8 protein-coding genes are annotated in these 15,493 nt (G+C 60.1%); all 8 read left to right on the forward strand.

Annotated features, from left to right (window positions below; genetic code table 11):
- Positions 1–16: 16 nt before the first annotated feature.
- Positions 17–1,507 carry a mannose-1-phosphate guanylyltransferase/mannose-6-phosphate isomerase gene (locus tag A3C3_RS37870; RefSeq protein ID WP_167521923.1) on the forward strand — a complete coding sequence of 497 codons (1,491 nt, stop codon included), beginning with the start codon at positions 17–19 and terminating at the stop codon, positions 1,505–1,507.
- 44 nt (positions 1,508–1,551) lie between these two features.
- Positions 1,552–2,523, forward strand: coding sequence for a hypothetical protein (locus A3C3_RS0106545; RefSeq protein ID WP_145611704.1), 972 nt, complete (start codon positions 1,552–1,554; stop codon positions 2,521–2,523).
- Between the two features lie 12 nt (positions 2,524–2,535).
- Positions 2,536–6,285, forward strand: a complete 3,750-nt coding sequence (locus tag A3C3_RS0106550; protein ID WP_022713807.1) for a right-handed parallel beta-helix repeat-containing protein — start codon at positions 2,536–2,538, stop codon at positions 6,283–6,285.
- A 4-nt stretch (positions 6,286–6,289) separates the two neighbouring features.
- Positions 6,290–9,307 carry a tetratricopeptide repeat protein gene (locus tag A3C3_RS0106555; protein WP_022713808.1) on the forward strand — a complete coding sequence of 1,006 codons (3,018 nt, stop codon included), beginning with the start codon at positions 6,290–6,292 and terminating at the stop codon, positions 9,305–9,307.
- Positions 9,304–10,719 (forward strand): alginate O-acetyltransferase AlgX-related protein, encoded by a 1,416-nt coding sequence (locus A3C3_RS0106560; RefSeq protein WP_084796913.1) that lies wholly within the window; start codon positions 9,304–9,306, stop codon positions 10,717–10,719. The genes A3C3_RS0106555 and A3C3_RS0106560 overlap by 4 nt, the downstream gene beginning before the upstream one ends.
- Before the next feature lie 17 nt (positions 10,720–10,736).
- Positions 10,737–11,399, forward strand: a complete 663-nt coding sequence (locus A3C3_RS0106565) for an alginate O-acetyltransferase AlgF (RefSeq protein WP_145611706.1) — start codon at positions 10,737–10,739, stop codon at positions 11,397–11,399.
- Between the two features lie 39 nt (positions 11,400–11,438).
- Positions 11,439–14,291, forward strand: coding sequence for a tetratricopeptide repeat protein (locus A3C3_RS0106570; RefSeq protein WP_022713811.1), 2,853 nt, complete (start codon positions 11,439–11,441; stop codon positions 14,289–14,291).
- A gap of 70 nt (positions 14,292–14,361) precedes the next feature.
- A complete protein-coding gene (locus tag A3C3_RS42510; RefSeq protein ID WP_022713812.1) occupies positions 14,362–15,471 on the forward strand; it encodes an alginate lyase family protein in 1,110 nt (369 codons plus the stop codon).
- Positions 15,472–15,493: the final 22 nt, after the last annotated feature.

The raw sequence follows: 15,493 nt of genomic DNA on the forward strand, positions 1-15,493 counted from the left end.
AGCTGGGGGCATGACAATGAGCATACCGACAAAGTCTGTAAAAATAACGCCGGCGATCATGATCGGCGGAAGCGGCACGCGGCTTTGGCCGTTGTCGCGCAGTAATATGCCGAAGCAGTTCCTGCAACTAGTCGACGACCGCAGCCTGTTCCAGAACACACTGGCACGCGTCAACGACGCAATGTTTTCGGCGCCCTGGCTGCTGACCAGCCGTGCCTTCATCGATATGGTCAATGTTCAGGCGCGGCAGATGGAGCAGGAATTTGCCGGCATCGTTCTGGAGCCGCTCCAGCGCGGTACGGCCGCGGCGCTTGCGGCCGTTGCGGTTGCCGCGAGTGAGGGCGACGCGGATGCGCTCGTGCTGGCCATGCCGGCTGATCATGTCATCGACGATCCGGCCCTCTTCCTGGAGGCTGTCAAGAAGGCGGTGCCGCTGGCCGAGAGTTCCAAGATCGTCACTTTCGGCATCGTGCCGACCGAACCGGAAACCGGCTTTGGCTATATCCGTCCCGGCGAGCCCTATGTCGTGGACGGCGAGGAGCTCGGCGCGCTTGTCAACCAACCTGGGGGATTCCTCGAGAAGCCGGATCTGGAGCGAGCCAAGCAGTTCGTCGAGATGGGATACCTCTGGAACGCGGGAATTTTCCTCTTCCGCGCATCGGCGCTGGTCGAAGAACTCAAGCGGCACGCCCCGGCCGTCTATGAAGCCGTCGCGGCCTCGATCGCCGGCGGCACGAGCCGTGACCTCGGCAGCCATATGCTGCTGATGCCTGCGGAGGAACACTTCGCGCGCTGCCCGCTCGACATTCCGATCGACACGGCGGTGCTGGAAAAGAGCGCCAATGTCGCAGTGGTGCCCTGTGATGACATTGGCTGGGCCGACATCGGCTCGCTGTCCGCCCTCTGGGATATCAGCGACAAGGACGAGAACGGCAATGTGCTGCGCGGCGACAGTTTCGTCTCGCAGTCGCGTAATTGCCTCGTGCATGCACAGTCCGGCCGTCGCGTCGTTCTCAGTCACATCGAGGACATCATGGTTATTGACAGCGAGGATGCTGTCGTCGTGCTGCCCAAGGCTCAGGCCCAGCGGGTGAAGGAAATCGTCAACTCGCTGAAGAAGATGGACGCCCCAGAGGTCAGCTTCACCCGTAGTGCGCTGAAGAGCTGGGGAGCGGTCAAGATCGACCGCAGCTACGGTGACAGCCAGGTCTGCGCAGTGAGTTTCCAAGGCAAGAACTCTGTCACTTACATGGTCTCCGGTGCCGAGCGTGAGACATGGCTCCTGCATGGTGACCAGCGTGCCGAGTACGGTGTGGACGGGCATTTCACGCCCTTCGTGTCTGGCAATCCGGTTTCCTTCAGCAGGGGGCAGGTGGTGACGATCCGCAACGCTTCCGGACTGTCCGAGTTCACTTATGTCCGCAAGGACCCTGATCTCAACTGGAAGATCGACGACTGGTTCCCCCAGGTGGCCGAGGTCGAGGCACCGAAGGTCCGTCTGGGCTGAGCACGAGGGATAGGAACGAGATGAACGCGCCTGCGGATATAACAGTGGAAATTTCTGACCGCACGTTTCTCGTGCTCGGCCTGAGTTCTAGTGGTCTGATCGTGCCGCTGGCGCAGGAACTGCTGGGCTTTGGCGGGATTGCGCGCGTTGCCATGGTTAAGGGCGGGATGGCCTGGAAGGGGGATGTTCTCGTTCGCGCAGAGCAGTCAGGCGACGAGATTAACCTGGCCCTTACCGGCGGGCGCGAGCAATATCTAAGGCTGGTCAGTGCGCTCAACTGGTATAGGGGACGCAACCCGTCCTTTGCCGATCGGTTCGCCGACACGATTCCGCCGGATGTTCGCAGTGCTTCCGCAGACCTTGGCGGGTTCGCCAAGCTGGCCGGCCTCGGCGTGGTCGCTCTCGTATTGATCGGATTGATCTTCCAGCTGACTTCGCAGCGCGGCATGAGCGCCGCCTCGCAGATGGCCTATGTCGCCGTGCCGGGCGCGGAGCTCGATTCCCATACTGCGGGCGAGGTCGTCTATGTGAAGGATGCCGGCAAGGTAGCGAAGGGGGAATTCTTTGCTGCACTGAAGACCTCGCAGGACTACACGAAGTTTCTTGAGGCCAGCAATGGCGGTGAAATAAGTGCCCAGGCCGTCGCGCCACAGGACTATGTGCGCAAGGGTACGCCTGTCGTGCGCCTCTCGGATGAGGGCGCGAGGCCCTATGTTGCAGCCTATGTCAAGCTGGCCGATGCGGTCATCGCCCTGAACGCGGCAGAAGCCCGGATCGAGTTCCCCAAATCCGGGCGGACGGTTTCAGTTCCGATCGATGCACGAAACTATGTCAACAGCACCAAAGTCTTGACTGACGAGGACGGCAAGGCCTTAGCGGAAATTAACCTCAGGATCCCGGACGGCGTCGACATTCCTGTCGACGAACCGGTGATCGTCAAGTTCCAACGGTCGGTATGGAGCCCCTCGGTGATGTTACCGCAGTGGCTGAAGACCGTCTCCTCGCTGCTGTCGTAAGGATCGAATGGCATGCGCACCTCTTTGACACTGATTGCAACGCCTGTGGTCAAGGGCCTTGTTGGCCTGACCGTCCTGGCAACGCTCCTATCGGTTGTACCAACGGGCATGAGCCTCCACGCCGTCCATGCGCAGGAATTGACGGTCGGCGAGCAGAGCCCGCAGTTGGACCAGCTCGCTCCGGCTGAACGCGAAATCACCGAGGACAGCCTGAAATATGGGGCGGAGCTCGCGCTGACGCGCTGGCAGGCCCTGCGCAACGACGAGAAGTCACGCAGTTTCGACGCTTATTTCGAGATCTTCAGGGAAGTGGCTCGCATCGAGAGCCTCGATCATGCGACCAAGATCGCCGGCGTTGACGTGCGCAGCCGGCTGGCCGTTGTGGCCTCCGATCTGCACAAGCAGATGAACGCGCAAGGACTGTCGGCACGTGATGCCGGCCTCAGCGCACTGAAGACCCTCATCGACAGTTCCGGCCAGTCGTTGTCGACGACGGATCCGGATTCGTTCAAAGTGCGCTACACGCTCATTCTCGACTACGTGTCCGGGATGGACGCGGCCAAGCTCAGCCTCGATCTTGCTAAGCGGCTGGCTCAGTCGAAGCTGAACGAACTTGCCCTCGATATCTATGTCGATTTCCTGCCGCTCTATTTCGACGGTCTGACCTCAGTAACTGATCGGCAGGAGCTGATGAAGCTCGCCAGCGCGAATGCGGGCGCGGTCGCCGACCCGGCTGTCTTCCGGGTGCTAACTGATCTGCTGCGCATGTCGCCGCGCGCCGAAAAGGTCGAACTCGCCCAGCTTGTATTCGACCAGATCGATGTCGACGTCATCCGGCATGCCCGCGATACTGCCTCCGACTCCGTCAGCCTCGTCCTGTCCGCATGGGTCGATGCTGTGGAACGTGCGCACGGCGTCAAGGCTGGGGGCGATATCGGGGCACTTCACGAACGAGCGCGGCTCAGCCTCGATACGCGTGCCTTCGAGCTTCTGACCCTGGCGGAAAGGGACGAGGCGATTCGCAACCGGCTGGTGTCGGATGCGGTCACTGCCGACATCCGGGATGAGCGGCCGCTGGTGGGCTATGACAGGGCGGTCAATCTGGCGCTGCCGCCGGCCGTCGCCGTCGATAGCTATCTCGCGCTCATCCACAGCTTCTCCATAGCCGGCTACGACAATTACGTGAAGGCCCTGGTGGAGCTCGTTGCTGGTGCCGTCAAGTCGAGACAGCTGCAGCTCAGCGATGGGCAGGTCGTGGCGTTGTTCCGCGATATTGAAATCGTTCGTGATCCCGCTTTCATCCTGGCGCAGGGACAGGACATACCGGGTGCGGCGAAGCTCTCGCAGATCACCGCACTGCGTGCCGACATCAGGACAATCTCTTCCCTTCCCGTCGACCAGCCTATCGGGGCGAAAGCGATCGCTAGCGGGCCGGCCGCGACGAAGGCTCTGCAGGTGGCTGCGAGCTTGATCAACGGAGAACTCCCGAATGCGGCGGCTCTCACGAAGCTCGATGCTTCGAGCGGTGACGACGTTGCCCTGCTGTCGCAAGTGGCGACACGGCTCTGGCAATATGCCGGCCGTCGGGAACTGCTTGCCGAATTCGTCCGTGGCGGATCCGATGCCGATCTTAGGCAGGCGGTCGCGCTCGGCGTAACAGACTTTGCCGGTTTCCGTGGTACTGAGGGCAGTGGTGCCGACTTCGTGGCCGCTATCGGCGACCTGTTGCCGTCGACCTCGGGCGAGGGGCAGGCGCTCCTTGCTGCCTCCTTAGGTCGGGTAGCCGAGCCCGCCAAGCTGCGGGGCGAGGCGCTGGCGCGCTACGCGCGTTATCTGGCCGCGAGCGGCCAGTCCGGGGCTCCGCTTGCCACCGCCGCCGATGCCGACAAGGTCGCCGTCGACGAGGCGGACGCCATCTTCGGCAATGTCGACGTCGCGACCACCCGTGTAAAGGCAGTATCCGATTACAAGGCACGCGTCGGCCGGTTCCGCCGCTTGGCCGAGGCCCGCGCCAGCGTGCTGGACGACAAGGGATGGCTGAACAGCGCCATCGCGCCGGCAAAGTCTGTGCCCGATGCACTCGACTTCGGCGGAGCATCAACCATCAGCGATGGGCGCATCGCCCTGTCCTCATCGAAGGAAACCAGCCTGCCGACGGCCGGCCGGCCCTTCATGCCCAACCTGCTGCTCGGGCGCGAAGCGGTCACCTCGAGGATTCCCGTGCCGCCGCTGCGGGAGGCGAACGAGGCGCTTGCCGACATTTCCAAGCGCGGCGAGACGCGCGCCACCCGCCTGATCCGCTTCTCGTCTGAGCATTTCGACGAGATCATCAACCTCGGCGTCCGCGAATATCTCTACCTCAATTCTGAATCGACCGTTCCACGCATCATCTTCGTCACGCGTGGGGTGCTGACGATGAGCGAGCTCATCGCCCAGGTGCGAGCGACCGATCCGGATGCCATCTCGCTGGACGGCAACGACGTTACGCTGAACGTGCCGCTCGCCGTCAACGACGGTGCCTCGCTGGTCGTCAGCGGCCAGGAGATCAAGTCGCTGAAGCTTAATACCAAGGCCGGCGCCTTCATCGTCAACAGCGGCAATATCTATTTCGATGGCGTGACCGTCTCATCGGTGGATGTAACGACGGGCCAGCCAAGCTATGTCTACGACCACGAGAAGGGCATCTTCTTCCGTCCCTTCATCCTCAGCTGGAGCGGCAGCGAGACCCTTGCCGTGGATTCCCGCTTCGTCGCGCTCGGCTATGCCGGCGGCCGCACCTACGGCATGTCGCTGTCCTCCGGTTCGACCGACACAGTGGCCCGCAAGGTCCAGGCGGCCGCGCCGACCGGCTATTTCATCAACAACTCTTTCGAGAACCTCTATTACGGTTTCTACGCGTTCGAGGCGAAGGACATCGTCTTCGTCGGCAACGAACTGGTCAACGGCGTGATCTATGGCCTCGACCCGCACGACCGGTCGAAGAACCTGATGATGGCTTACAACACGGCCTACGGGACGCAGAAAAAGCACGGCATCATCATTTCGCGCGAGGTCGACGACAGCTTCATCCTCGGCAACCTCTCGTTCGAGAACCACGGGTCCGGCATCATGCTTGACCGCCAGAGCTACGGCACAATCGTCTATGCCAACGATGCGAGCCGCAACGAAGGCGACGGGTTCGCCGCGATGGAAAGTCCCTGCGCTCTCGTCGACAGCAACATGTTCTATGGCAATGGCCGATCTGGCGTGAAGGTACGCAATTCCTGGGACGTTCATGTGGAGGGCAACCAGATCCGTCACAATAAGGCGGCCGGCATCGAAGCCTATATCGACAACCTCAAGGTCGCAGAGCAGAGTGAGTTCCGCGATTTCGTCGAGGACCCGTATTATCCCATCGCAACGGTGGCTGCCCGTGACAACCTCCTCGAGAATAACCGCGTCGGTCTGATGACCCGCGGAGCGTCCGAGGCGATGTTCTACGGCAACAAGTTCGTCGACCAGCTGCCTCGCTACGTTTCGGGTGATCTCAAGCCGCTCGGGCTCGACGTCGTCACGCGCAATATGAAGACGGGTGTGCTGGTGCGCTCGGTCTGCGTGCCGCGCATTCCGGTGAAGAAGCAGTGCGCGCTGGCGGAGAACGGCATCATCATTCCGCAGTCCCTGCAACCGGAATTCAGCGCCAACGAGGCCTCGACCAATTATTGCATCAACGCTGCGGGCTCGCCGCAATCGGCTGCGTTCAACGCGCAACAAGGGGAGTGAGAGGATGAATCTCGCAACGAGAAAATCACGCCTCTCCGCGACGCTGCTCACCGCATTGGCGTCTTCGGTGGTGATCTTTGGCGTGGCGCCGGCTACGACGGCTTCTGAAATGCCGCGACAGTTGGCGGCCGAGGCGAAGAAGGCCTATCAAGCCGAGCAGAAGATACTCGCCGACTACAGGACATCGACGGAGGCGAGCGCGCTCCTAGGCTATGCCCGATTGCTGGCGCGCGGCAGGATCGCCAACGATCACAACCCCCTGAGGGTTGCCGACATCGACGCGGCCATCGCCGTCTATCGCACCCTGTTGGTGGCCGGCGATGCTAATATCAATGCCAAGGTGACGGCGGGGCTTGCCGAACTGCTGCTACGCAAGGGCGGCGCGGCAAACGAAGGCGAAGCGCAAGCTCTGCGCGCCGCGTTGCACCCTGCCGAAGCTGCTACCCAGACTCCGCCCGGCGTCGATGCACAGGCACAGGATCTCGCCACGAACAGCGAAGCGGCCCTACGCGATAAAATGTCAAAGGGCTCGCTCGATGCGGCTTTCGAGCTGCTTCTGCTTCTCAATCGTCAGAACTCCGTCGAAGCCGATACGCTACGCAGCCAGGTCGTGCTGATGGCCAACTTATCGGCGCTGGACGGTGACGGAGCGGTTATCCGTCTCGCCGGACGCTATGCCACGTCTTTCGATGCGCAAGAGCACCCCGATGTGCTCAAGTCGTTGCTAGTGCTGGCCGCCGGTTACGGCAGCGACAGCGCCGCCGGGATCATCGAGAAGAACCGGGATGTGCTGTTTTCCATCCTCGGCAAGGACGAACTGCGTCATCTGATCTGGGAGCTCGTCGACGGCGGCTCGAGCCGCGCAGCCGAGCTTATCGCGCTCGACTTGGTTGATGAGAACGTCTACGGCTTCGACGAAGCGGATTCCAAGTGGGCCGTGTCGATGCTCGACGAGGCCAGAAGCTACCGAGCCAATTACCTGATCGCCAAGCTCTACTACCAGGGCATCTACGTCGAGAAAGATCTGGCCCGCGCCACCGCTGCTATGGACCGGATGCTAGACGGCGCTGCCGAGGCGGGACAGGAGCGTCTCGTCGTAGCCGACCGCTTCGCCCGCATTAACCTGCCGGATAGCCTGATCGCAAAATACGCCCTGCCGATCTACCTGGACATCTGGAAGGGCGGAAAATCATCGGTCATCGGTCGTCTGGCTCGCATAGTCGTCAGCGCCGAGAAGGCCGGCTACTATGCGACACAGGCGGCGATGCCCATCCCGCCGGAGCAGCTCGTCGCCGAACTGTCGAACGCCTATGACGCGGGTGATCTTTCGGTAGGCCTCGTCCTCGGTGATATCTTTCGCGAGGGGCGCCTGGTCAAGGAAGAGTCAGCCCGCGCCCGGTCGATCTACGAGGCATTGAAACAGCAGTATGCGGATTCGCCCGAGATGCAGCTCAAGCTGCGCGAAGCGCTTGCCAAGTTGGTCCGGCAAGATCTCGAAGTTACGCTGAACTATTCGCCCTATTATGCCGAGGTCCGCGAGCTGGCGGACCAGCATAATCTATGGGCGATGAAGGAATATGGCGTGCTGCTGGCCAAGGGGGCGCCGCAGTTCGAAGCCGATCCGGAAGCCGGGTTCACTCTGCTTCTGACTGCGCTGTCGCAAGGCTATTTTTCCGCCGGTCCGGATGCCGCCGAACTCGCACTTTCGACCGGCAGCGCCGACAAGCTCAAACGTCTTGCCGATGTCTACGCAAATTTCGATCCACGCATCCTGACGCCGGAAAGCAATGTGCAGCTCGCTAAGATCGATTTTGCGCTCAAGCAGTTCGACAAGGCCGAGGTCCTGCTGGACACGCCGGAAATGTTGGAGCTGCCCACTGGCCGCTTTCTCTTGGTCCAAGTCAGGCGGGCGGCCGGCAAATTGGATGCGGCGGAAGCGCATCGACAAATGAAAGATGTCGTCGTGTCCTTCAAGGGCGACGATGCCACTCTACTCGGGTTCGTTCAGCAACTAACGCAGGAGGATGGCCTTAGCGAAGATTTTGCCGAACCGATTCTAGTTCAGCTGGCACAACTTGCCGACCGGGGTGACGTCAATGCGATCATCGCCGCGTTCAAGCTCCGCCAGAAATGGCCATCAAGCCAAGCGTTAAACTTCCGCAAGGTGGTCGGCTGGTGCAACATCCTTGCCGAACGTGGACAAGGCGGGCCGCTCACGCGCGTCGCCGTCAACGTCAATCCCAAGGTGGTCGGCGACGAGAGCTTCCGCTATTTGATCGACACAGTCGAAGGCGCACTGGCGCATCTGCCGACCAACGGCAATCTGCGTATGTTCCTTGCCCGGCAGTATCTGCACGGCCAATACAGGCTCAAGGACTTCGCCAAAGCCGACCAACTGACGAAGCAGGCGGCTGAACTGGGCAATGAGGAAGCCCTAAACACCATCGCGACAAATTATTATTTCGGCCAGGATGTGGAGATGGATCGCGATCGGGCCGAAGCGCTCTATCGGGATCTGGCCTTCATGGGGTCCAACCGTAGCGCACTGGCGCTGGCGCGCAATTATTCCAAGGGACCGAGTTCGCGCGTATATGAATCGCGAGCCTTCGCCTATTACATCAAGGCCGCGCTCAACGGGTCCGTCACCGCGATGACGGAGATGGGCAGGAGTTATCTTGCCGGTGCGGGTGCCGTGCAGAACGAGCAAAAGGGCGTTGCCTGGCTGGAGAAGGCTGCCGAGCTCGGTAACACCGACGCGATGATCCAGCTCTACTACTACTATTTCATCAAGAACCCGACCAACCAGAACCCCGAGGCCGAACGTTGGCTCAACGCGCTCGTTGCGGCGGAAGTTCCGGACATGATCCTGCGCAAAGCCGTTCTACTCTACGGCCGCGACAAGGACGCCAACAAGGATGAGATCTTCGCCCTACTCGACCACGCCGAGGAGTTGGGCAGCCAGTTCGCGCGACGCCTGAAAAACTCCTACGTCAAGGAAGCCCGTGCAGGAGTTTCGAAATGATGCAAGCCAACTCCTTCAGCACGGCGCGTTTATTGAGCGTCCTTTCCATAGTCGGCATGGCAGCTCTTACGTGCGCTCTTTCCGCGGCTTCCGCGTCGGCCGGTGAAATACTCTACAAGTGCGAGGGGCTCGAGGAAAAGTCTCCTCAGACTTCGATAGCAGTAAAGATGTATCAAGGTTATGGCGGCTGGTTCTTCCGCGAAGGCGACATGGAGAACATGTATGAGCTGTCTGCGGAAACGCTGGATGCATTCAAGGACGTGAACGACGCCCTGCGCCATCGAGGCATTCACCTCATTTTGGTGCCGATGCTGCCCCGTGGCATTGCCGGTGCGCAGTTTATCCCCAATGGCGGCATACTTTCTGACATGTTCTACGATCCGGCGTTCTCCGCCGAGCAGTTCCGAGCGATGGTTCAATCTTTGCGCGACGTCGGGATCGATGCAGTCGACATTACTAAAATCAAAGACACCAAACCGGACTTCGACTGGAGTGCCTATTATCTGAAGCGGGATATTCACTGGACGCCGGAGGGTGCGCAAGTTGTCGCCAAGGCTCTGGCGGAGAAGATCAGTGGCTTAGCTGGCGACATTACTGACCCCATTGAGTTTAAGACTGAACTGACTGGCAAGGCCGCTCCGATACGCTTCAATATGGGCAAAGCGCTCAATGAGATTTGCCAAGAGAAGATCCCTACTGAAAGCGTCACCGGCTATTCGACCAAGCGCAACGTCGACAACTTGGATGCCCTGCTGACCGAGGGCGACACGCCGGGCCGAGAACTCGTTCATGTCGTCGGCACGTCCTTTACTGATGAGCGGATGGATTTCAACTTCAACGGCTTCCTTCGGGAAGCCCTGAAGCACGATTTATCTGGCTTCTCGATTGCTGGCGGTGGTTTGACGCAGTCGATTTACGGCTGGACGCAGAACGCCAATGGGTTGGCCAAGAAGCCTGAAATACTGGTATGGGAATACTCGGATCTCCAGTCGGTGCTGCGAAGCGTGGACTATGTTGACGAGGCGATCGTTCCTGCAATTGTCGGTGATTGCGACGGTAAATTAAAGCTTGCCGAGAAGACGTTTGATGAGACCGATACGGTTGATCTTGATCTGCCTGCGTTGGTTGGCAAGGCATCCGATCATTACCTCGCCTACACGTTTACCAACAAAGCACTGATCGGGTTCCAGTCGAGCTATAGCTACGCAAATGGTCCCGCCAAGAAGGTTTCCTTCGAAAATCCGTCGCGCGTGAGCGGACTTGCCAAGCTTTATCAGGCGCTCCCCGGGGGGACGCGGAATGCACCTGTCCATGTTCGCCTCGAGATTGAGGGAGCGGCAAAATCGGCGGGCTCGGTGAAACTGTGCCGTTACCCAGAACGCATTTTCCAGAATGCGGCAACGTCCAATTGAAGAATGGTGATGAGATCATGAAACGCAAAATCCAAGCAAGCCATATTGCACTCGTCTTGGGAGCCTCCGTGGGCACCTTCTCGACGCAAGTGCTGGCAAACGACGCCGGCCTCTATGATGCGCCGATCCCGGCCGACAAAAGCCTCGTTCGCTTCCTTAATGTGAAGTTGAAGAACGGAGTGAGCCTCGACTTCTCGGGACAGAAGTTCGACGTCGATCCGGTCGCATTGTCGAATTATCGGCTGATCGCCAACGGCTCCTACAAAATTTCCGACGATGCGAGCTCCACCGAGGCTAAGCTCGAGCCCGGCAAATTCTACACCGTGGCGGTCGGCGCGGACGGCGCCGGGCAAAAAGGCATCGTGGTTATTCCCGACAAGGAGGTCGAAAATCCCTCCAAGTCAGCTTTGAGCTTCTACAATTTCTCGACAAAGCCGGCCAACCTGTCGCTGCTCCTCAACGGCGACAGCAAGGTGCTGTTCAAGGATCTTGCGCCGGCCGGCATGGCATCCAAGGAGCTGCCGGTCATCGACATCGGCTTGGCAGTCTCTGAGGGGGACAGGAAGGTCACCGAGCTAGAGAAGGTTTCTCTGACCGCAAAGGACAGACAGAACGTCGTTGTCGTTGAGACGCCGAACGGTCCGGCCGGTTTCTTGGCAGCGACGGGCATCGACCGATAATTTCGAAACGGATGGGGCACGAGAGTGGGGACGAGTAGAGTGCGCAAATTTCATTTTCATCAGTCTTTAGTCGCTGCCGTCGCGGTTGTGGCCGCTTCGGCCGGGTTTGCGACCGCAGTCCGGGCCGACAATCCGGCAATCCCGCTCGACCCTCCGAATCTCGATTACAAGGCTGTGTGCAAGCCTGTAACCAATCAGGCGGCGCGCGTGAAACTCGACCGGGATTGGACGAAGGGCCCGATCAGCGACATCAACCTGCCATCGCAGGATGTCGTTGCTCTTGCCCTCGAATACAGTCGGGGCAGCGAGCGGGTGCAGAAGTCGCCTGCCGTGGCCGAAGAACTCTTGCGCGCCGGCCTGAAGAAATATCCGGCTCGCCGCGACATCTTCCTCATTCCGCTCGCACGCGTGCTGATGGCGAACGGCTCAACTGTCGACGAACTTCGGGAAGCGGAGTCCTATCTACTCGATGCCTATGGTTCGGGCAGCACCCGTGCGGCTTTCGCGCTGGGCCAGCTCTATGGCGACGATGGCCCGAGCGAGATGCGTGATCTGACCAAGTCGCGCTTCTACTTAGAAAAGTCGGCGCTGGCATCCGACCCGCAGGGGATGATCGAATATGCGCGCATCATCACTCTCGACCCGCAGGCTGCGGACGATCAGAAGAAGAGTGCAGTGACCAACGCCCTTCTCGGGCTCGTGGCGCAGGTCAAGCAGGGCGATTGCTCGGCTCTGAACCAGATCGGCTTTCTCTATCTGCGCGGCAACCTCGTCAGCAAGGAGGTCGAAACCGCGCTCAAGTGGCTAGAAGCCTTTGCTAAGACCGGTGATCCGAAAACGGCGCAGAACCTGGCCGAACTTTACCGCTCGAACCAGATCGACCAGATCGACATCCAGAAGTCAGTGAGCTATCTCAAGCAAGCTGCCGAAGGAGGAATGTCGTCGGCCCAGTTCAGCCTCGGCAAGGCTTATGCGACCGGCATCTCGGTGGGGCAGGACCTCACGCTGGCCGTGAAGTATTTAGGCGCGGCCGCCGAGGCCGGGCTTCGCCCGGCAGACGAGTGGTTGGCTCGAATCTATTCGGGTGAATTCGGCGGTGACCGCAACGACGCGAAGGCGAAAACGTATTTCGAGCGCGCCATGCAGGCCCCGGACCGTTCGGAAGATGTGCCTGTGCAATATGGCGAGTTTCTTGCCAATAGCGGTGCCTCAAAGGACGACATCGAGAAGGCGCTGAAGATCCTGCAGGCTGCCGCCGCGGCTGGCTCCTCCGATGCCAGCGACGAGATCGGCAAGATCTACCTGGAGATGGGCAGGAAGGATCCCAACTACCTGAATAAAGCCATGCAGTTCTTCAACGAAGCTGCCGTGGCCGGGAATTCTGACGGTGCGGCGAAACTCGCCGGCATGTTCGCCTGCGGACAGGGCGCGCCGATCTCAGTGGAATTGGCAAACGACTGGCGCCACAAGGCGGCGATCTTCGGATCGGTCTATTCGATCTATGTTACAGGCCTGAACATGCTCACCAAGGCGGACAAGGCTGATCGCGCCAAGGGGCGCGTTTATCTCCAGCAGGCGGCCTTCAAGGGCAGCCCAGATGCAATCGGCTATGTCGTCGCCCGCTGGGAGACCGGTACCAACAGCTTTGAGCAGAATCCGGAAGCTGCGCAGCGACTGCTCCTTTTCGTCTCCTCGCTGCATGACAAGGAGCAACAGCGCTTGGCGCAGTTGTCGATCATCAGCAACCGCTTCGACGTCGCGACCAAGCTCAGCGACAAGCTCGTCCAGATCGCCTCCCTCGATCCGGTGATCGAGACAGGTGACCCGGATGCGCTGATGCTGAAAGCCCAACTCTTGCAGCGAGCCGGGCAGGCGACGCCGACGACGCTCAACGACATCTACAAGAAACTTGCCGAAATGGGCGATCCGCGAGGCATGCGGGAATATGGCAAGATCCTTCTGGCGGACTTGTCGCAGGACTCCGCGACCGGACGTGCATGGCTGCAGAAGGCGGCCGATGCCGGTGACTTCAAGGCGAAGATCTCACTCGTCGATCCCGGGGACCCAAACGCGCTGCAGGATCTGGCAAAGATGACCGCTGCGGGCGAGGCGTGCTCGGTCGATGCCATGGTTAACGTGGCTCGTGTTTATTCGACGTTGCCTGATCCCCAGGCCAAGACCTTGGCACGCTATTGGCTGTCGTTGGCCGAGAGTATGTCCGATCAGGATGCCGACGACTTGTACGCGGTCGGCGCAGCATTCCGCGATGGCGTGGACGGCGTGGACAACCGTGCCAAGGCAGAAGGCTTCTTCCTGCGTTCCTATGCGCTCGGACGCATCTCCGTCCTACGTGACTTGGCCGAAGGCCATCTGCAGGGCATGTGGAGCGTTTCCTCCACCGAAAAGGCCAAGGAAGAGCTGCTTACGCTCTATGGCTCCGGCGACAAGGATGCGGCTAACAAGCTGATCAGCGAGATTGCCGACGAACGCATCGCGTCGACGCCGGCCGAAGTGAACGAGCTTCTGATTTTCCTCGGGCCGGACATCAGCGCTCCGGGCAAGTATCTGCTGAAGATCGCGCGCCTCAATATCGACGGCAAGTTGGGGAGCCGAGATGATGCCATGGCCATTCGTTGGTTGACAGTTTCGGCTGGGGCCGGAGAGCCATATGCCATGTATCGCCTCTATCAGGCCTATTTCTTCGGCAACGGCGCGGCAAAGGATACCACCAAGGCATTCGATTGGCTGACCAGGTCGGCGGAAGCCGGCAACTCCAAGGCTGCCCGCGAGTTGGCCGTCGCTTACAAGGTCGGCGTTGTCGGACTGGATCCCGATGCTGGCAAGGCTGCCTATTGGGACAGCAAATACAAGACCCTGTCTACGGGGCAATGAAGAGCCTTCCAGCCTCGGTCGTGGAGATCGGGGCTGGGAGCGAGACGACGCAACGAAATGAACCGAGTGAATGGCAATGGTCGAGCTTTCGAGATTTAGCCTCCTGGCGAGTGCCCTTATCGTGGTGGGCACAACGCAGGCCGTTCAGGGCGCCACATTGATGGTGCCCTTCGAACTGGCAAGGCATATCGCGAAGAACAATGGCAAGAAGACCTGCACGGTCAGCCCACCGGCACCGGTGATTTCACTCAGTCTTTCCAGCATCTATGAGGATGACGACGAGAGCCACTCGACGATCGATCCGCAACAGAAGGAACGCTACGACAAGGCGATATCCCAGACGCGCCAATTCGCTGCATTCGTTACAAAGTATGCGAGCAACTATACCGAGACAGATGGTAACCGGCTGGATGCGGCAAGCTGTGCCCTGAAGGCGCTGGACAGTTGGGCGCGGGCCGATGCGCTTTCGGATTTGAAGACGCGCCAGAGCTATCTGAGCACGACGCGAATTCTGGCCGGCGCCGCCCTGGCCTATGTTCAAGTTCGCCCTGCTGCGGCGCTGCTCCAGTTCGATACCGGTGCCATCGAGAAGTGGCTTGACAGTCTCGCCGACCGGACGATCCCCGTCTATACGGAATCGGGCGACCGCAACTCTAACAAACAGAATCATCGCTACTGGGGCGGGTTTGCCGTGACCGCGGTCGGAGTTGCGATCGGGCGCAAGGACTTCCTGGATTTCGGCTTCGAGAGCTACAAGCTCGGCGTTTGTCAGGTGACGGCCGACGGCGCGCTGCCCCTCGAACTCATGCGCAAGAAGAAGGCGCGCGACTACCACCTCCATGCCGCGGGGCCTCTCGTGATGATGGCCTCGCTTCTGCAGGCCAACGGATACGATGCGCTGTCGCAATGCGACAACGGCCTGGAGAGACTGGCGCACTTCGCCTTGGGTTCAATCAACGACCCGTCGAAGATGGAGATGCTGGCGGGAGAACCGCAGGTCAATCTGCCGCGCGACAAGAACGGCCTGATCCGTCCTGATCGCATCGCCTGGCTGGATGCCTACCTGCATTATTATCCAGAGGACAGAAAGGTTTACGGGAAGCTGTTCGAAGGGGCGTTGTTCTCCTCGAATCTCGGAGGGCGCGTCAGCGTTCTCTACAACCTATCGGAACGAGACTGACACTTAATTGCCTTTTGCTTCA

Source organism: Rhizobium mongolense USDA 1844 (genome assembly GCF_000419765.1).
Lineage (GTDB): Bacteria > Pseudomonadota > Alphaproteobacteria > Rhizobiales > Rhizobiaceae > Rhizobium > Rhizobium mongolense.

Excerpts from the sequence above, each read along its gene's own strand:
- A3C3_RS0106550 (WP_022713807.1), top strand. The coding sequence starts at position 2,536 with ATGCGCACCTCTTTGACACTGATTGCAACGCCTGTGGTCAAGGGCCTT.
- A3C3_RS0106555 (WP_022713808.1), top strand. The coding sequence starts at position 6,290 with ATGAATCTCGCAACGAGAAAATCACGCCTCTCCGCGACGCTGCTCACC.
- A3C3_RS37870 (WP_167521923.1), top strand. The coding sequence starts at position 17 with ATGAGCATACCGACAAAGTCTGTAAAAATAACGCCGGCGATCATGATC.
- A3C3_RS0106565 (WP_145611706.1), top strand. The coding sequence starts at position 10,737 with ATGAAACGCAAAATCCAAGCAAGCCATATTGCACTCGTCTTGGGAGCC.
- A3C3_RS42510 (WP_022713812.1), top strand. The coding sequence starts at position 14,362 with ATGGCAATGGTCGAGCTTTCGAGATTTAGCCTCCTGGCGAGTGCCCTT.
- A3C3_RS0106560 (WP_084796913.1), top strand. The coding sequence starts at position 9,304 with ATGATGCAAGCCAACTCCTTCAGCACGGCGCGTTTATTGAGCGTCCTT.